The 16,719-nt window shown below is 66.4% G+C and carries 15 protein-coding genes and 1 tRNA gene; 6 read left to right on the forward strand and 10 right to left on the reverse strand.

Annotated elements, in window-relative coordinates:
- Positions 1 to 63: 63 nt before the first annotated feature.
- Complete coding sequence (locus D2T30_RS23895; RefSeq protein ID WP_277749142.1) at positions 64 to 186, forward strand: hypothetical protein; 123 nt, start codon at positions 64 to 66, stop codon at positions 184 to 186.
- A 95-nt stretch (positions 187 to 281) separates the two neighbouring features.
- Here the strand turns inward: D2T30_RS23895 and D2T30_RS00085 are convergent, their stop codons facing one another.
- Complete coding sequence (locus tag D2T30_RS00085) at positions 282 to 710, reverse strand: iron-sulfur cluster assembly scaffold protein (RefSeq protein WP_128207146.1); 429 nt, start codon at positions 708 to 710, stop codon at positions 282 to 284.
- Positions 711 to 782: 72 nt separating this feature from the next.
- Between D2T30_RS00085 and hisI the strand changes: the two genes are divergently transcribed.
- The gene (hisI, locus tag D2T30_RS00090) at positions 783 to 1,142 is read left to right on the forward strand and encodes a phosphoribosyl-AMP cyclohydrolase (protein ID WP_128181920.1); all 360 of its coding nucleotides are present in this window, start codon (positions 783 to 785) and stop codon (positions 1,140 to 1,142) included.
- A 110-nt stretch (positions 1,143 to 1,252) separates the two neighbouring features.
- Here the strand turns inward: hisI and gluQRS are convergent, their stop codons facing one another.
- The 6 genes from gluQRS to D2T30_RS00120 form a co-directional block, all read right to left on the reverse strand.
- Positions 1,253 to 2,089, reverse strand: coding sequence for a tRNA glutamyl-Q(34) synthetase GluQRS (gene gluQRS / locus D2T30_RS00095; protein WP_128207147.1), 837 nt, complete (start codon positions 2,087 to 2,089; stop codon positions 1,253 to 1,255).
- 1 nt (position 2,090) lies between these two features.
- Positions 2,091 to 3,428, reverse strand: coding sequence for a methylenetetrahydrofolate--tRNA-(uracil(54)-C(5))-methyltransferase (FADH(2)-oxidizing) TrmFO (gene trmFO / locus D2T30_RS00100; protein WP_128207148.1), 1,338 nt, complete (start codon positions 3,426 to 3,428; stop codon positions 2,091 to 2,093).
- Positions 3,429 to 3,480: 52 nt separating this feature from the next.
- On the reverse strand, positions 3,481 to 4,182 hold the full coding sequence (locus tag D2T30_RS00105; RefSeq protein ID WP_128207149.1) for a hypothetical protein: 702 nt from the start codon (positions 4,180 to 4,182) through the stop codon (positions 3,481 to 3,483).
- Positions 4,183 to 4,257: 75 nt separating this feature from the next.
- Positions 4,258 to 6,984, reverse strand: coding sequence for a DNA gyrase subunit A (gyrA, locus tag D2T30_RS00110; protein ID WP_128207150.1), 2,727 nt, complete (start codon positions 6,982 to 6,984; stop codon positions 4,258 to 4,260).
- A 102-nt stretch (positions 6,985 to 7,086) separates the two neighbouring features.
- The gene (locus tag D2T30_RS00115) at positions 7,087 to 7,584 is read right to left on the reverse strand and encodes a disulfide bond formation protein B (RefSeq protein WP_241651143.1); all 498 of its coding nucleotides are present in this window, start codon (positions 7,582 to 7,584) and stop codon (positions 7,087 to 7,089) included.
- Positions 7,585 to 7,588: 4 nt separating this feature from the next.
- Positions 7,589 to 8,170, reverse strand: a complete 582-nt coding sequence (locus D2T30_RS00120; protein ID WP_128207151.1) for a YqaA family protein — start codon at positions 8,168 to 8,170, stop codon at positions 7,589 to 7,591.
- 145 nt (positions 8,171 to 8,315) lie between these two features.
- On the opposite strand from D2T30_RS00120, the gene ypfJ reads away from it, so the two are divergent.
- The 3 genes from ypfJ to D2T30_RS00135 all read left to right on the forward strand — a co-directional run bounded on the left by ypfJ (position 8,316) and on the right by D2T30_RS00135 (position 9,967).
- Positions 8,316 to 9,170, forward strand: coding sequence for a KPN_02809 family neutral zinc metallopeptidase (ypfJ, locus tag D2T30_RS00125; protein WP_128207152.1), 855 nt, complete (start codon positions 8,316 to 8,318; stop codon positions 9,168 to 9,170).
- Positions 9,171 to 9,256: 86 nt separating this feature from the next.
- A tRNA-Arg gene (locus D2T30_RS00130) sits at positions 9,257 to 9,333 on the forward strand.
- A gap of 235 nt (positions 9,334 to 9,568) precedes the next feature.
- Complete coding sequence (locus D2T30_RS00135; RefSeq protein ID WP_128181934.1) at positions 9,569 to 9,967, forward strand: DUF6228 family protein; 399 nt, start codon at positions 9,569 to 9,571, stop codon at positions 9,965 to 9,967.
- A gap of 72 nt (positions 9,968 to 10,039) precedes the next feature.
- Here D2T30_RS00135 and D2T30_RS00140 read toward each other — a convergent pair whose 3' ends face one another.
- Positions 10,040 to 11,251: an MFS transporter gene (locus D2T30_RS00140; RefSeq protein ID WP_128207153.1), complete on the reverse strand. Its 1,212-nt coding sequence runs from the start codon at positions 11,249 to 11,251 to the stop codon at positions 10,040 to 10,042.
- A 102-nt stretch (positions 11,252 to 11,353) separates the two neighbouring features.
- Here D2T30_RS00140 and D2T30_RS00145 point away from each other — a divergent pair, with 102 nt between their 5' ends.
- Positions 11,354 to 12,247 (forward strand): LysR family transcriptional regulator, encoded by an 894-nt coding sequence (locus tag D2T30_RS00145; protein ID WP_164884163.1) that lies wholly within the window; start codon positions 11,354 to 11,356, stop codon positions 12,245 to 12,247.
- 6 nt (positions 12,248 to 12,253) lie between these two features.
- On the opposite strand, the gene D2T30_RS00150 is transcribed toward D2T30_RS00145, so the two are convergent.
- Positions 12,254 to 13,636, reverse strand: a complete 1,383-nt coding sequence (locus D2T30_RS00150) for an AcvB/VirJ family lysyl-phosphatidylglycerol hydrolase (protein ID WP_128207155.1) — start codon at positions 13,634 to 13,636, stop codon at positions 12,254 to 12,256.
- Entirely contained in the window at positions 13,633 to 16,251 is a 2,619-nt protein-coding gene (mprF, locus tag D2T30_RS00155; RefSeq protein WP_241651144.1) for a bifunctional lysylphosphatidylglycerol flippase/synthetase MprF, read from the reverse strand. Before mprF ends, D2T30_RS00150 begins: the two co-directional genes overlap by 4 nt.
- Between the last annotated feature and the right edge of the window lie 468 nt (positions 16,252 to 16,719).

Below are 16,719 nucleotides of genomic sequence, written 5' to 3' on the forward strand. Positions count from 1 at the left end.
TTCTTGATCGACTCGGGGAATCGTGAGAACAAACTGGCAACAAGCATCACGGAGGTTTCGGAAATGCACAAGGATCTGCCCGCCATTTTCACCCCTCGGCCGGGGAACTTGCTGCACGACGCGCTTGGCGCGCTGTCGATCTGCGTGACCTTCGTCGGTGTTTTGTATCTGCCGGGCCTGTTCTAGGTCCGGGCTCTCTGCCTCGCGCTTTCCGCCGCTCTGTCCCGCGGCCCTGTCCCTGTGAAAGCGCTTCCTGCCGCCATCTTCGGATGGCGGCTTTTTCATGTCCGCTCGAGGGCTTCGAGCGTCGCCTGCGGTGCCAGCAGGATCGAGGCATGGCGGTTCGGAAAATCCTTCGCCGGGGCCAGCGCCGCATAACCCGCGAAGGGCGGCGCGGGGACGGGACCGCCTTGAAGCATCGCCGCGAGTTCGGTGCAGAGCGTGGCGATCTGGTCGCGCGAACAGCCGATCACCGCCTCGCCGAAGATCGCGGCCGAGGCCTGACCGAGCGCGCAGGCCCGCACCGTCTGGCTGAAGGTCGCGATGCGCCCGTCCTGCGTGGTCAGCGCCACGGCCACGGTCGAGCCGCACAGCGGCGAGCGGCGCTGCGCCTGCGCCCCGGGCGCCGCGATCGGATCGGTATGCGGGATCGCCGCCGCCAGCCCGAGGATCCGCTGCGAATAGAGGCCGAAAAGATCGCCGTCGCTCATCTGTATCTCCGCGCTTTTCACCGCTGGCGTGGCGTCATAGATAGGTCCGGTGCAGCCAGGAGGAAACCCCCGATGACATTCGATCCCGCCAGCCTGAACTATGACGCCCACGGCCTGATCCCGGCGATCGCGCAGGATCATGCGACGGGCGAGGTGCTGATGCTCGCGTGGATGAACGCCGAGAGCCTGGCCGAGACCCTGCGCACCGGGCAGGTGACCTACTGGTCCCGTTCGCGGAAGGAGCTTTGGGCAAAGGGGGCGACCTCGGGTCATGTGCAAAGGCTGGTCGAGCTGCGGCTGGATTGCGACCGCGATTGCCTGCTGCTGCGCGTCGATCAGACGGGGCCTGCCTGCCATACGAACCGGCGGAGCTGTTTTTACACCGCGGTGCGGGAGGGCGAGGAGGTCGAGATCCTCAAGCCCATGGCCTGAGTTCTTGCGGAGGGGGCGCAGGGGGCCAGCCCCCTCTTTGCGCTGACGCGCAAATTCACCCCCGGGATATTTATGGAAACACGACGGGCAGACGATGTGAGCGGGGCGCGCTATAGCCCGATCATGCGGCGGATGTCGGCGGGGGTGGCGCCCTCGGCGCGGTAGAGGGCGATGGCGCGGGCGTCGTCGCGTTTGGCGAGCCGCTTGCCGTTTTCGTCGCGGATCAGCGGGTGGTGGTAGTAGACCGGGACGGGCAGGTGCAGGGCGTTCTGCAAGGTGACGTGGATCGCCGTGGCCTCGAACAGATCCTCGCCCCGCACGACATGGGTGACACCCTGTGCCGCGTCATCGAGCACGACCGAGAGGTGGTAGGAGGTTCCCATGTCCCGCCGGGCCAGAACGACATCGCCGACCTCGCGGATCATGTGGTCGCGGGTGATGGTCTGGTGGCCGTGGTGCGCCTCGCCGGTTTCGTCGAAGTGGCAATCCGTCGCGATGCGATCCATGTAAAGGCGCAGGGCGGCGTCGGGCAGCGGCTCGCCGGGGCGCCGCGCGCCGCTGGCGCGGCAGGTGCCGGGATAGACCACCCCGTCGGGGCCGCGCGGGACGCCCTCCTGCGGGGCGGAAACCGCCGCCTCGATGTCGCGGCGGGTGCAGGAGCAGCGGTAGAGCAGGTCCTGTTCCCAAAGCTCGGCGAGGGTCTGGCGGTAGATGTTCAGCCGCTCCGACTGCCGCATCACCGGCCCGTCCCATGTCAGCCCGAGCCAGCGCAGGTCGTCGTAGATCTGCGCCTCCCATTCCGGTTTCGCGCGGGCGCGGTCGATGTCCTCGATCCGCAGCAGAAAGCGCCCACCCGACGCGCGGGCCATGTCATGCGCGCGGATCGCGCTGTAGGCATGACCCAGATGCAGGGGCCCGGTGGGCGAGGGCGCGAACCGGGTGATCACCTCAGCCTTGTCCCGCAAGCCATTGGCTGAACGTCTCTTTGGCGCGATCGGTATAGGCCTTGTAGCGGTCCTTGCGGCCGCGCCGGCCACCCTTTGCCTCGATCGGCGGGAACAGCCCGAAATTCACGTTCATCGGCTGGAAGGTCTTTGCCTCGGCCCCGCCGGTGATGTGATGCACAAGGCTGCCCATGGCGGTGTCCGGTCCCGGCGGGGGCAGGTCGCGCCCCAGAATTTCCGCCGCCGCCATGCGCCCGGCCAGTAGGCCCATCGCCGCGCTTTCGACATAGCCCTCGACCCCGGTGATCTGCCCGGCGAAGCGCAGGTTCGGGCGCGCGCGCAGCCGCATCCGGTCGTCCAGAAGCGTGGGCGAGTTCAGGAAGGTGTTGCGGTGGATCCCGCCAAGCCGCGCGAAACTCGCGTTCTCCAGCCCCGGAATCATTCGGAAAACGGCGGTCTGCGCGCCATATTTCATTTTGGTCTGAAAGCCGACGATATTGTAGAGCGTGCCGAGCGCATTGTCCCGGCGCAGCTGCACCACGGCATAGGGCTTCACGTCGGGCTGATGCGCGTTGGTCAGGCCGATGGGTTTCATCGGGCCGAAACGCAGTGTCTCGCGCCCGCGTTCGGCCATCACCTCGATCGGCAGGCAGCCGTCGAAATAGCCCGCCGTCTCGCCCTCGTGGAAGGCGGTCTTTTCCGCCGCCAGAAGCGCGTCGATGAAGGCCTCATACTGATCCCGGGTCATCGGGCAGTTGAGATAGGCCTTCTGCTCCTCCTCGGTCTCGCCCTTGTCGTAGCGGCTTTGGCGCCAGGCGATGGTCTCGTCGATACTGTCGGCATAGACGATGGGCGCGATGGCGTCGAAGAAGGCGAGGCTTTCGGCCCCCGTCACCGCGCGGATGCTTTCGGCCAGTGCCCCCGAGGTCAGCGGCCCGGTGGCGATGATCCAGTGCCCGTCGGTGGGCAGGTCGGTGATTTCCCCATCGGCGAAGGAGATCAGCGGATGCGACCGCAGGGCGGCGGTGACCGCCTCGGAAAAGGCCTCGCGGTCCACCGCCAGCGCGCCGCCGGCGGGCAGCTGGTGGCGATCCGCCATCTGCATGATGAGCCCGTTCGCCACCCGCATTTCCCAATGCAGCAAGCCCACGGCATTGCGTTCGTCATCGTCCGAGCGGAACGAATTCGAACAGACCATTTCCGCGAAATTTCCGGTCTGATGCGCGAAGGTGCCGACACCCGGACGCATCTCGTGCAGCACCACGGGCACGCCCATCGCGGCCGCCTGCCAGGCGGCCTCCGATCCGGCCATGCCGCCGCCTATGATGTGAAGCGTTTCCATGGGCGGGTGATAGCCTCCCGCCCATGCTGTTGCAATCGGTCCGTAACCCGCGTCAGTAACCGGGCAGGATTTCCTGCAGGCCGCGCCCGCCGAAGGTCACGCCCTGTCCGGGGCCGAAGGTCGCCTTGACGCCAAGCGTCAGGAACACTTCCTTGTCGGAATTCTTCGGATCGGCATAGCCCAGTTCGCCGTTGACCGCGTAGCCGGGGGCGAATTCGTAGCTTGTCGTCGCGCTCAGGCGCGGCATCCCCATATCGGTGTTCAGCGTGTCGAAGCGGCCGCCGACGGTCAGCTGGTTGGTCAACTGGTAATCGCCGCGCAGGCCGACGCCATAGCCGTCTTCCTTCTCGCCGTCGAAATACAGGCCATATCCCTCGACCGCGATCGGGCCGAGCGACTGGCGCGCCTCGAAGCCGTAGAATTCGCCGCCGTTGTCATGGCTCAGCCAGTCCTTGCCGACGAAGCCGCCGATGGCGGTGTCGGGGCCGGCGTGGAAGATGCCGTGGCCGGTGAAGGTCGTGCCCTTCCAGTTGGCGAAGCCGTAGTAGCGCTGCGCCAGATCGCCCTGAAAGGCGAATTGCGGGGTGATGGCGAATTCCAGCGCGCCCCCCAGCGTCGCCTTGTGCGCGTCGCGCGCATCGGCATCGCCGAAGGTGGAATAGTCGAGACCGATCTCGGCACTGGTGATCTCTGCCTGCGCCATGCCGGGAAGCGCAGCCGTGGCGCAGAGCGCCCAAGCAAGAGCCTGTTTCATCGTTTACCTCTTTTGCGGGCCGTCTGATGCGGCTGTTCTGCTCTGCCCGCGGGGCCGGGGCCCCGCGGGCGGTTCTCATTCTTCCTCGCCGTCGTCCTGTTCGGCGATCCGGGCGACCGAGACGACTTCCTCGCCGGGGGCGGTGTTGAAGACCTTCACCCCGCCCGCCGAGCGCGACCGGAAGGAGATGCCATCGACCGGGCAACGGATCGACTGCCCCGTCGAGGTGGCAAGCATGACCTGATCGGTCAGGTCGACCGGGAAAGAGGCGACCAGCGGCCCGCCGCGCATCGATTTCTCGAAGGCGGTGACGCCTTGGCCGCCGCGACCGCGCACCGGATAGTCGTGCGAGGAGGTCAGCTTGCCCAGCCCCTTGGCGGTGATCGTCAGGATCAGGTCCTGCGCCGACAGCATGTCGTCATAGCGCTCGTCCGACAGGGTGCCCTCGGCGACGGGGGCTTCGTCGTCGGTCTCGACCTCTTCGGCCTCATCGGCGCCATGTTCCGCGCGGTAGCGACGGACGAAGGCGGCGCGTTCCCAGGGTTCCGCCTCGAAATGGCGGATGACGGACATCGACACGACCTTGTCGCCCTCGGCCAGCCGCACGCCGCGCACGCCGGTCGAATCGCGGCCCTTGAAGATCCGCACCTCCGGCACCGGGAAGCGGATCGCCCGCCCGCCCGCCATGACCAGCATGATGTCGTCGTCTTCGGTGCACATGCGGGTGTCGACCAGCGTCACCCCCTCGGGCAGCTTCATCGCGATCTTGCCGTTGCGCTTGACGTTGGCGAAATCGGACAGGGCATTGCGGCGCACGTCGCCGTCGGAGGTGGAGAAGAACACCTGATAGCCGTCCCATTCCGCCTCGGGCGCATCGACCGGCATCAGCGAGGCGATGGTGACGCCCTGCGGGATCGGCAGGATGTTGACGATCGCCTTGCCCTTGGACGTGCGCCCCGCCAGCGGCAGACGCCAGCATTTCAGGCTGTAGACCATGCCGTCGGTGGTGAAGAACAACAGCTGCGTATGGGTGTTCGCCACGAAGAGCGTGGTGACCACGTCGTCTTCCTTGGTCTGCATCGACGCAAGGCCCTTGCCGCCGCGCCGCTGCGCGCGGAACTCGATCAGCGGCGTGCGCTTGATGTAGCCGCCCGAGGTGATGGTGACGACCATGTCCTCGCGCTCGATCAGGTCCTCGTCGTCCAGATCGCCGGCCCAGTCGATGATCTCGGTCCGGCGCGGCACGGCGAATTGTTCCTTCACCTCGCGCAGCTCGTCCGAGATGATCGCCATGATCCGTTCGCGCGATCCGAGGATGTCGAGGTAGTCGCGGATCTTGCCGGCCAGTTCGACCAGTTCGTCGGTGACTTCCTGCACGCCCATCGCGGTCAGCCGCTGCAGTCGCAGATCGAGGATCGCGCGCGCCTGCACTTCGGACAGGTTGTAGGTGCCGTCCTCGTTCATCTCGTGCAGCGGATCGTCGATCAGCCGGATGTATTCGGCGATCTCATGCGCGGGCCAGCGCCGCGTCATCAGCTTGTCGCGCGCCTCGGCCGGGTCTTTCGAGGCGCGGATCGTCGCCACCACCTCATCGACGTTCGACACGGCAACGGCAAGGCCGCACAGGATATGGCTGCGCTCGCGCGCCTTGCGCAGCTCGAACGCCGTGCGCCGCGCCACGACTTCTTCGCGGAAGGTGATGAAATGCGTGAGGAAATCGCGCAGCATCAGAGTTTCGGGCTTGCCGCCGTTCAGCGCCAGCATGTTGCAGCCGAAAGAGGTCTGCAGCGAGGTGAAACGGTAAAGCTGGTTCAGCACCACATCGGGCGTCGCGTCGCGCTTGAGTTCGATCACCACGCGCACGCCGACCCGGTCGGATTCGTCGGCGATGTTGGAAATGCCTTCCAGCCGCTTGTCGCGCACCAGTTCGGCCATCTTCTCGATCATCGCCGACTTGTTCACCTGATAGGGGATTTCGTCGACGACGATGGCATGGCGGTCCTTGCGGACCTCTTCGATATGGGTCTTCGCCCGGATCAGGACGGAACCGCGGCCCTCCAGATAGGCCTTGCGCGCGCCCGAGCGGCCCATGATCTGCGCCCCGGTGGGGAAGTCGGGGCCGGGGATGATCTCCATGATCGCCTCGGTCGACATGTCGGGATTGTCGATCAGGGCAAGCGTCGCGTCGATCACCTCGCCAAGGTTGTGCGGCGGGATGTTCGTCGCCATGCCGACGGCGATGCCGCCCGCGCCGTTGACCAGCATGTTCGGGAAACGCGCCGGCAGCACCGTGGGTTCGCGGTCCTTGCCGTCGTAGTTGTCCTGAAAGTCGACGGTATCCTTTTCGATGTCGGCCAGCATGAAGGCGGCGGGCTTGTCCATCCGCACCTCGGTGTAGCGCATGGCCGCCGGGGAATCCCCGTCCATCGAGCCGAAGTTGCCCTGACCGTCCAGAAGCGGCAGCGACATCGAAAAGTCCTGCGCCATCCGCACGAGGGCGTCATAGATCGCCGCGTCGCCATGCGGGTGGTATTTCCCCATCACGTCGCCCACCGGACGCGCCGATTTGCGATAGGGCTTGTCCGAGGTGTTGCCGGTTTCGAACATCGCATAAAGGATGCGCCGGTGCACCGGCTTCAGCCCGTCGCGCAGATCGGGGATCGCGCGGGAAACGATCACGCTCATCGCGTAATCGAGATAGGCAGTCTTCATTTCCTCGGCGATCGAGACGGTCGGTCCGTCATAGGCGGGCCGTTTCGGTCCCTCGTCCAGGGTTTCCGGCGGATCGGGAATGTCGTTCACGCGGTTGCTCGTTTTTTCTGGATATTGTTGTCCCGACTTATAACCCCTCCAACGTCTTGAGCGCAATCGTCAAGGCGGCAGGTGCGGGGGGTGGCGCGGGGTTCAGCGCCGGGCAAGCCAGAAAGCGCGCAGCCACAGCGCCGCGAAGACCAGCGAGAAGAGCGCGTTCAGGTTCGGCATGGTGACGCCGAACATCTGCCAGGCGATCTCGTCGCAGCGGATGACGGGGCTGTTCTGGATATGGGCGAGCAGGTCCGCGGCCGACATCGACCCCACCGGCGCCGCCGTGCAGGTGTCCGGCCCGGCGATCAGGTGCCGCTCGACCAGCGAATGGTAGATGCCCATCCCCGCCGTCACCAGCGCCGCCAGCGCGCCCAGGAGCGCGGTCACCATCGGCAGCCGGAAGATCAGGATCGCCACGCCGAGGATCGCCGCTACCAGATGCGGCCAGCGTTGCAGGATGCACAGATGGCACGGCGCATAGCCGAGCGCCTGAAAGATCAGCGCCCCTACCAGGATCGCGGCCGAGCCGAAGGCTGCGGCGGCGACCAGCAGGCGCGACGAATTCAGGACGGTGACGATCAACGAACGAAGGGTCACGGGATCAGCCTTTCAGGAAATACCATGCGGCGATCAGCACGATCAGGACCGCCCCGGCGATCCAGGCCATGCGCTTTTCGATGAAATGCGCGATGCTGGCGCCGTAGCGCGACAGGAGCCAGCCGAGCCCGTAGAACCGCGCCGACCGCGCGACGATCGCCGACAGGATGAACAGCACGGGATCGAAGCTGATGACACCCGCAAGGATCGTCACCACCTTCATCGGCGGCACATGCGCAAGCCCCGATGTCACCAGCATCGCAAGGATCGCCAGATCGCCGGTGGTGCCCTGCAGCCTCTCGAAGCTGTCCATCTTGCCCATGGCTTCCAGCATCGGCCGCCCGATCATGTCGAAGGCGTAATGGCCCAGAAGCCAGCCGAAGATCCCGCCCAGCACCGAAAACAGCGAGGCGATGAAGGCGTAGTGCCACACCCGGTCGGGCCGCGACAGGCACATCGGCACGAACAGCACATCGGCCGGGATCGGGAAGAACGAGCTTTCGACGAAACTGACGCCGCCGAGCGCCACATCGGCGCGCGGATGTCCCGCGAGGCCCAACGTCCAGTGATAGAGCTTGCGGAACATGCACTTCCCTCCGTTTGCCGTTGCATCGCCTCTTAGGGCGGGCGCGTCAAGCCGATCAGGCCTTTTGCCCGCCGCCCGGGGGCGCTAATCTCGGTTTCGTGAGATCGGATGCCTGTCCGGTTTTTCCAAACACGGAGGATCGGCGATGAAGTGGCAGGGACGGCGCGGCAGCGGCAATATCGAGGACCGGCGCGGGCAGGGCGGCGGCGGCATGCGCATCGGCGGCAGCGCCGGTCTGGGCGTTCTGGCGGTGGTTCTGGTCGGCTGGTTCTTCGGCGTCGACTTGACGCCCCTGCTGACCGGCCAGCAGGACGGGCAGGTGGTGCAGACCTCGGGCGAGCTGACCGAGGAGGACCGCCAGATGGGCGATTTCGTCTCGGTCACGCTGGCCGATACCGAAGAGGTCTGGGCGAACATCTTCGAAACCCAGCTCGGCCGGACCTATACGCCCTCGACGCTGGTGCTTTACAGTCAGGTCACGCCGTCTTCCTGCGGCACCGCCTCGGGCGCGACGGGGCCGTTCTACTGCCCCGAGGACAAGAAGATCTATCTGGACACCGATTTCTTCGCCACCCTGTCGCGGCAACTGGGCGCGCAGGGCGATTTCGCCGCCGCCTATGTCATCGCGCATGAGGTGGGCCACCACGTGCAGGACGAACTCGGCATCCTGTCACAGGTCAACGCCGTCCGCGCCCGCAGCTCCGAAGCCGAAAGCAAAGCGCTTTCCGTGCGGGTCGAGCTGCAGGCGGATTGTTTCGCGGGCGTCTGGGCGCGCCATGCGGCGGAACAGTTCGGCTCGCTCGACGAGGGCGACATCGCCGAGGCGATGAACGCCGCCTCGAAGATCGGCGACGACACGCTGCAACGCAACGCCGGCCGCCGGCCGATGCCCGACAGCTTCACCCACGGCACCTCGGAACAGCGGCAGCGCTGGTTCGCGGCGGGCTTCCGCACCGGCGAGATCGGCTCCTGCGACACGTTCTCGGCGCAAGGTCTGTGAGCCGGGGCGGGAAATTTGCTTTGATTTCTGCAAAACCCGCTTGTAGACAACCCGCATGAGGGGCCAGCCGCCCCAAGACGTTCAGCGGTCCCGTAGCTCAGCTGGATAGAGCAGCCGCCTTCTAAGCGGCTGGTCGGGGGTTCGAGTCCTCCCGGGATCGCCAATGTCTTTTAATGCCAACGCGGCATAAGAATGCACACTTTGGCCGTTTTCATGCACACCCCTGTCAAGTGATATTTTCGAGATCAGAACCGTGGCTGCGCAAGCCGTCCCTAGCGGCCTTGCCACCTGGTCGCCGAACGTCGCTTTGGAGCCCATAGCGGTCATTGGCATGTTGAAGGCAAATTTCCCTGATGCGCTCACACGATGGTAGCCGAGGCAACTTTTAAGGCCATTCTATGTCGATATTTCTGATGAAGTCCTCAAGCCCGGGTTGCTCTTTGCAGTTCTCAAACCGGTCACCAGACTATGTTGATGTGACTATCGAAACCCCAAATCTGCGCGCTATGAAGCGTGTTTTCATCTACGACTACACCTCGTCCGGCGGTTTTGTTGAATATTTTCAGATTCTGGCAGGGCACTCGCGCCGTTGGGAGGGTGAAAAAGCTTGGGAAACGTTAGAGGGAGAACTCCATCTGGGGGCTACCTGCGATGCCTGGGGCCATGTTCAACTGGAGATAGTGCTGCGGGACTACCAACTCGACTGGTCGGTTAGGTGCAGTTTACTCTTCGATTTGGGAATGCTGTCAGAACACGCAAGTGATGCTGCAAGCTTCATGGCTTCGCCACCGAACTGATGACCACTTCGTCCCGCATAGCCACCCCCTCCCAGCATGGAGTGCATGCTTATGCCGTAACGGTATCTGTGTTCAGAACCGATGGCGGCTGTGCAGGTTGCGCCCGTTCACGAAGGCCGCGGCGATCAGCAGGGCCAGGAGGGCGAGGACGCCGCTCCATCCCAGCAGATCCCAGCCCAGCCCGCCAAGCGTTCCGGCGATGCTGGCGCCGACGTAGAACGAGATCTGATACATCGAGGTCGCCTGCGCGCGCGCCGAATGCGCCGTGCGCGCGACATAGCCCGTCGCCGTCGAATGCGCGCCGAAGAAGCCCATCGTGAACAGTAGCGTCCCCACCGCCAGCACCGGGAACGCCGGCGCCGCCGTCAGCGCAAGGCCCAAGGCCATCACCGCGATCGAGGCCAGATGCGCCTTTTGCGCGCCGTAGCGGTCGCTCATCCGTCCGGCAAGGATCGCCGCATAGGTCGCGGGCAGGAACACCAGCGACACCAGCCCCACCGCCGTCTGGCCCAGATGGAACGGCGCGCCCAGCAGGCGGAAGCCGATATAGTTGAAGAAGGTGACGAAGGCCCCCATCAGCAGGAACCCCGCCAGAAAGGCCGTGGGCAGCCCCGGCGTATGCAGGTGCAGCCGGTAGTTTTCCAGCGTCTGCGCAAGGCTCAGCCGCGCCGGGGTGAAATGCCGCGAGGCGGGCAGCCACAGCCACAGCAGCGCCGCCGCGATCAGCGACAGCACCCCGACCGTGGCGACGGGATAGTGCCAGTCCATATGCTCGGCCGCGACGCCGACGCCGACCCGCGAAATCATGCCGCCGACCGAGTTCCCCGCCAGCACCAGCCCGACGGCGCGGCCAAGGCTGTGCGGCGTGACCTCTTCGGCCAGATAGGTCAGGTTGATCGCGGTGATGCCGCCGAGCAGCAGCCCGATCAGCGTGCGGATCACCAGCAGCACATGCCAGTTCGGCGCAAAGGCCAGCGCGATCATCAAAAGCCCGGTGGAGACCATCGAGAACAGCATCACCGGCTTGCGCCCCAGCGAATCCGAGATCGGCCCGGAAAACACCAGCCCCACGGCCAGCGCGATCGTCGTCAGCGTCATGGCAAGGCTGCTCGACGCCGCGCCGATGCCGAAATCGGCGGCCAGCACCGGCAGGATCGGCTGCACGCAATACAGCGCCGAAAACGCGCAGAACCCCGACAGGATGAGCGAGATGCAGACCCGCCAGAATCCGGGCATATCGAAATCGAGCTGCGGCGGGGCGGAGATATTTTCGGCAAGCGACATCGGAGGTCCCGGTCAATGGTGAGTGCCCGGCACATGTATTGCCTGCCGGGCCGTTGCGAAATTATAATGCCGGCATGTCGAGTATATCAGGATTGTATGGACATGGAGCTGCACCGGCTCAGGACATTCGTCGCCGTGGCGGAGATCGGATCGCTCAGCGGGGCGTCTGACGTGCTGCGCATCGCGCAGCCGGCGCTGTCGCGGCAGATCCGTCTGCTGGAGGAAGAGGTGGGCCAGCAGCTCTTCACCCGTTCCCATGCCGGGATGCGGCTGACGCCGGCGGGCGGGGAACTGCTGGGGCGCGTCTCGGGCCTGTTGCGGCAACTGGAACAGAGCCTCGACGAGGTGCGATCCTTCGCGCAGGACCCGGCGGGGGAGGTGACGATCGCCATGGTCCCCACCGTCTGCGCCGTGGTGGCCGAGGCGCTGGTGCGCCGCGTCGCGCGGGAATTGCCGCAGGTGCGGTTGCGGCTGATCGAGGGATATACGAGCCATATCCTCGACTGGCTGCACCAGCGCGAGGTGGACATGGCTGTGATCTACGGCCCGGCCATCGACCTGCATCTGCGGGCGCGGATCCTTGCGACGGATGAGCTGGTGCTGATCGCGGCGGCGGGGCAGGGACCGGCGCCCGGCCCGGTCGCGGTCGCCGATCTGGCGGAAAAGCCGCTGATCCTGCCCGGATCGCAGCACGGGCTGCGGCTGGTGATCGAAAAGGCGGCGGAGGAGCGATCGGGCATCCGGCTGACCATCGCGGTCGAGGCCGGCGCCTTCGCCACCAGTCTGGAACTGGTCGCGGCGGGGCTGGGCTGGACGGTGCTGCCGGGCTCGACCGCGGCGCGGTTCGCCGCCGACGGCCGGTTCGAGATCCGTCCCTTCGCCCCCCGGCTCAGCCGTCAGGTGGTGCTGGCCGAACCGCCCGGCCAGCCCGCCACCCGCGCCATCGAGCGGGTGACGGCCATTCTGTCCGAGGAAACCGAACGCCTGCTGCGCTGATCCCGCTTACAGCCGGGTCTTCAGCCCGGCGAGGATGTGACCGGCCAGCGCCTGATAATCGCCGTCGAAATGGTGGCCGCCGGTAAGGCCGACCATCTCATAGCCGCGATCTGTCAGCTCGTGGCAGGCGTCGTCGTCATCGCCCGCGCCGTAGATGCACTGGACGATCTTTGCGGGCACTTTTTGCAGGTCCTTCGTGGGGTCGTTGGCCGAGCCGCTCGACATGCCGAGCCAGCCCGTCACATGGATCGCATCGTCCCGTTCATGCGACAGCGCCATCAGCGTCATCTGCGACACCGCCGCCTGATCGCGCGCGGGCAGCAGGCTGTAGCTGACGGGCAGGATATCGGCACCGAAGGAATAGCCGATCAGCAGGACATGCTTCACGCCCCATTCGGTCTGGTAGTGGCGGATGATGCGGGACAGGTCGTCCGCCGTGTCCTGCGGTTTCCGCGCGTTCCAGAAATAGCGCAGGGAATCGACGCCGATCACCGGCACGCCCGCCTTTTGCAAGGTGGCGCCGACCTCGCGGTCAATGTCGCGCCAGCCGCCGTCGCCGGAATAGATGATCGCCATCGTATCCTGCGCGGGCTTCGGCACAGCCATTTCGGTGATCGGCAGGTTGAGCGGCCCCTCGGCCTTCTCGATCGCGTCGAGCCGCGCCGAAAGTGCCGCCGTCAGCGCATCCGCGGGCGCGTCGGTCGAAGAGGTGACGGTGATATCCGGGTAATCCTTGGCCAGCGCCGCGACGTGATCCTGCGCCTCCTGCGTCGCGGCGGGGGTGAAGACCACATCGACCGGGTCGTTCAGCTCCCCGGCCGTCAGGCCGTAGGTGGTGCGCCCGCCCGTGGTTTCATGCGGCGCATCGGTGCAGAGCGGCGCGGCCAGTGCGATCGCGGCGGAAGGATCGGCCACCACCGTCGCCTCGATGGTCGAGGCCGGGGTCTGCGCGGCAAACGCCAGCGCCAGCCCGCCGCCGTCGCCCCGCCCGGCGATCAGCGGCAGGTGGTAATCCCCCTCGCCGCCCGCCTGAAGGCGCTTCGACAGTTCCTCGATATCCGCGATGGCATAGGCGCAGGTGTCGTCGTCCGGATGCTTTTCCAGCCCCTTCAGATAGCTGGGCAGATCAAGCCCGACGACGGCCATGCCGCGCCCGGTCAGGGCCTTTGCCTCGGCCTCGTCCGCCGCTCCCCAGCCCTGCGCGTCCGAGATCAGGAAGACCACGCCCCGCGGCTGACCCATCGGGCGGTAGATCTGCGGATCCGCGATCATGCCCGTGTCGAAGCCCGCAGGCGGCACCTGAATATCGGTCGTGCTCTGCGCCGCCGCGCCGGTCGCGGCCATCAGGGCGCACAGCGCCAGCGCGGTCTTGATCTTGCCGGTTCTCATTTTCCGACGACTCCCTTGAGGCCGCCGCCGATCAGCAATGTGACGTCCAGAAGGGCGGCGACGGGTGAAATTCCTCCCCCGACGATCAGATAGCGGGGCTCCCAGTCGGGGTTGTATTTGGCCTTGAAGGCGCGCAGTCCGCGAAAGTTGTAGAACCGCTCGCCGTGGGTGAAGATCGCCTGCCCGAAGTGGTTCCACATCGGGGCCGAGGCATGGGTGGCGAAGCCCGAAAGCGGCGCCATGCCGAGGTTGAAATGCCGGTAGCCGCGCTCTTTCGCTTCGTTCAGCAGGGCGCAGAACAGGAAATCCATCGCGCCGCGCGGGGCGGCGGGGCCGAAGCGCATCAGGTCGACCGTGGCCTCGGCCTTGGTGTCGGTCAGCATCAGCGTGGCGAAGGCGACGATCTCGTCGTTGAAGCGCAGCACGGCGACGGGTTGCGTGGCGACATAGGCGCGGTCGAACCGGCCAAGGGCAAAACCCTTTTCGCGCGCCTCGTGCTGCGCGAGCCAGGCGCCCGAGATCGCCTCCAGCTGATCCAGCACCGGGGGCACCGCCTCGGGGGGCAGGATCTCGATCCGCATCCCCTCGCGTTCGCCCTTGGCCAGCGCGCGGCGCTGTTCGCCCCAGCGGCTGGCCTTCAGGTCCATCTTCGTCAGATCGACCCGCGCCATTTCGCCCAGCTTCAGCGCCCTGAGCCCGACATCGGCATAGGCGGACAGCAGGTCGGGCGGCACCTCGTAGAAGACCGCCTTGCCGCCGGCGGCGCGGGCCGCCTCGACAAAGCGCCAGATCAGTTCGGGCTTGGCATCGTCCGCGCCGATCGGCCCGAAGAGCGAAATCCACGACCGCCCCTGCACCGCATACATGATGAAGGCGCGGCGATCCTCGGAGAACAGCACCGCCTTGTCGCCCATGCGGATCAGGTTGCCGCCGCTTTCGTCCTGCGTCGCGGTGATGGCGACGGCGCGGGCGATGTCCTCGGCCGTGGCGACGGGGGGCCGGGCGCGGGCCGGGCGCAGGAGGCTTGCAAGGCCGATGGCGATGGCGGCGATGGTCAGGCCCATCATCGCGCGCAGGCCGCGCGGCGCCTCTTCGGAAAACTCGAACTGCCACCAGAGTTCCGCGCTGTAGCCGACGTCGCGGTAGACGAAGAACAGCACCGTCAGCGCGGCGACAAGGATCACCGCGATCGCGGCCAGCCATGCGGGGGTCAGCGGCTCGGCCAGCAGCCGGGCGCGCCGGTCGAAGCAGCGCCGGTTGACCGCAAGCCCCGCCACCAGCACCGCCAGCGCCGCCGCCTCATAGGGCGCCAGCGCCTTGGGGATGGTGAAGGCGATGGCGATCAGGCCAAGGATCAGCCCCGCCCACCATGCGCCGTCCAGCCGGTGCACCAACCCGCGCGCCACCACGATGAGCATCAGGCCCAGAAGGCTGGAAAAGAAATGCGCGGCTTCGAGGATCTGGATCGGCACCCATCGGGAAAGCTGGTCCAGATTGGCCTGCGGCGTCGGCAGGACCGAGGAAAACACCAGCATGACCCCGCAGACCAGCGCCAGCATCGCCAGCAGCGGCGGCATCACGGCGGAGGCAAGCTCATGCGTCCAGATCGCCCGGACGCGGCCCCGGTATTCCAGCATCTCGCCCGCCGCCAGCACCGGCACCGCCAGAAACAGCGGCAGCACGTGATAGATCAGCCGGTAAAGCACCAGCGCCCCGATCACCTGATCCGTCGGCACCGGGCCGAGGCCGCCGATGATCACCGCCTCGAACACGCCAAGCCCGGCGGGGACGTGGCTCAGCACGCCAAGCCCGATCGCCACGCAGAACAGCGCCGCGAAGGCGGGCCAGTGCAGGCCCAGATCGCCCGGCAGCAGCACGTAAAGCACGCTGGCCGCCGCCGCCACGTCGAGCGTCGTCAACAGCAGTTGCAACAGGCAGTTCCCGGCCGAGGGCAGGCGGATCCGGGCCGCGCCCGTCACCTCGTCCGCCGTCACCGGGCGGCCGCGCCAGAGCCAGACCAGCGCCCCGGTCACCAGCGCCAGCAGCACCGCCGCCGCAAGGCGCAGCAGGTCGGCGTTCACGTCGATCAGATGGCCGACCTGCCAGGCGAAGACCAGCGTCGACATCCCCGTCAGCACCGCGAGCCCAAGCCCGAAGGCGACGGTCACATAGGCGATGACGCGGGCGATCTCTTCGCCGCTGAGGCCAAGGCGGCTGTAGCCGCGATAACGGATGGCGCCGCCGCTGAGCGGGCCGAAACCGGCGGTATTGCCGACCGCATAGGCGCTGAACGACACCACCGCCACCTGCGGCCACGGCAGGTGCCGGCCGATATGGCGCAGCGCGTTGAGGTCATAGCCGATCAGGCAGGCAAAGCTGACGGCGGTCAGCCCGATCGCCAGCGCGATGCTGGACCACGGCGTGCGGGTCAGCGCCGCCTGCACGGTGGGGTAGTCCACGTCCTGCGTGATGCGGCTGATGGCGATGGCGACGAAGCCGAAGGCCAGCGTCGACAGCAGGCCGATCACCGCGCCGCGGTTCCGGCGCAGGCCCGAGGTCAGGCGGTTGAGGACGGATCCGGCGGCAGGGTGGGATTTGAGGGGAACTTCGGCCAAGGCTATTCATCCGACAAGCAAGCGGCCCGTCATCGGTCCGGTGCGACGGGTCCGGTGCGACGGAAACGGGGAACGATCCACCCGATCGTGCGCTATGTGGCGGTATCGCGGCAAGACGGCAAATCACGACTTGCTCATCGGTGGGGGACGGGGCGTGAACCGGACGGCGCAGCCTTGCCGGAGCACGGAAATCGAATCATTTTCGCCCGGTTGGAGCCCGGCATCTGCCCCGTGACGGGGCCGCGATCCTAGGGTTTTTGGCATCGGCGGAAATTAGCCGATCGCGATCCGCTGCTGGGTGAGGTCAATTGGTATCGAAACGGAAACAACAATGACGGATAAGTCCTGATCAAGGACTATCGTCAACCTATCGAAAACAATAACACCCCCTCCCGCCGAATATGGCGAAGCCTCTGAAAATGGCCGGTTTTCGGCCCGCCCGAACGCGGTTGCGGGCGGGGTTACCAA

It is taken from the genome of Paenirhodobacter populi (genome assembly GCF_004022215.1).
Lineage (GTDB): Bacteria > Pseudomonadota > Alphaproteobacteria > Rhodobacterales > Rhodobacteraceae > Rhodobacter > Rhodobacter populi.

Excerpts from the sequence above, each read along its gene's own strand:
- D2T30_RS23895 (WP_277749142.1), top strand. The coding sequence starts at position 64 with ATGCACAAGGATCTGCCCGCCATTTTCACCCCTCGGCCGGGGAACTTG.
- D2T30_RS00085 (WP_128207146.1), bottom strand. The coding sequence starts at position 710 with ATGAGCGACGGCGATCTTTTCGGCCTCTATTCGCAGCGGATCCTCGGG.
- hisI (WP_128181920.1), top strand. The coding sequence starts at position 783 with ATGACATTCGATCCCGCCAGCCTGAACTATGACGCCCACGGCCTGATC.
- trmFO (WP_128207148.1), bottom strand. The coding sequence starts at position 3,428 with ATGGAAACGCTTCACATCATAGGCGGCGGCATGGCCGGATCGGAGGCC.
- D2T30_RS00105 (WP_128207149.1), bottom strand. The coding sequence starts at position 4,182 with ATGAAACAGGCTCTTGCTTGGGCGCTCTGCGCCACGGCTGCGCTTCCC.
- D2T30_RS00120 (WP_128207151.1), bottom strand. The coding sequence starts at position 8,170 with ATGTTCCGCAAGCTCTATCACTGGACGTTGGGCCTCGCGGGACATCCG.
- ypfJ (WP_128207152.1), top strand. The coding sequence starts at position 8,316 with ATGAAGTGGCAGGGACGGCGCGGCAGCGGCAATATCGAGGACCGGCGC.
- D2T30_RS00135 (WP_128181934.1), top strand. The coding sequence starts at position 9,569 with ATGTCGATATTTCTGATGAAGTCCTCAAGCCCGGGTTGCTCTTTGCAG.
- D2T30_RS00140 (WP_128207153.1), bottom strand. The coding sequence starts at position 11,251 with ATGTCGCTTGCCGAAAATATCTCCGCCCCGCCGCAGCTCGATTTCGAT.
- D2T30_RS00145 (WP_164884163.1), top strand. The coding sequence starts at position 11,354 with ATGGAGCTGCACCGGCTCAGGACATTCGTCGCCGTGGCGGAGATCGGA.
- D2T30_RS00150 (WP_128207155.1), bottom strand. The coding sequence starts at position 13,636 with ATGAGAACCGGCAAGATCAAGACCGCGCTGGCGCTGTGCGCCCTGATG.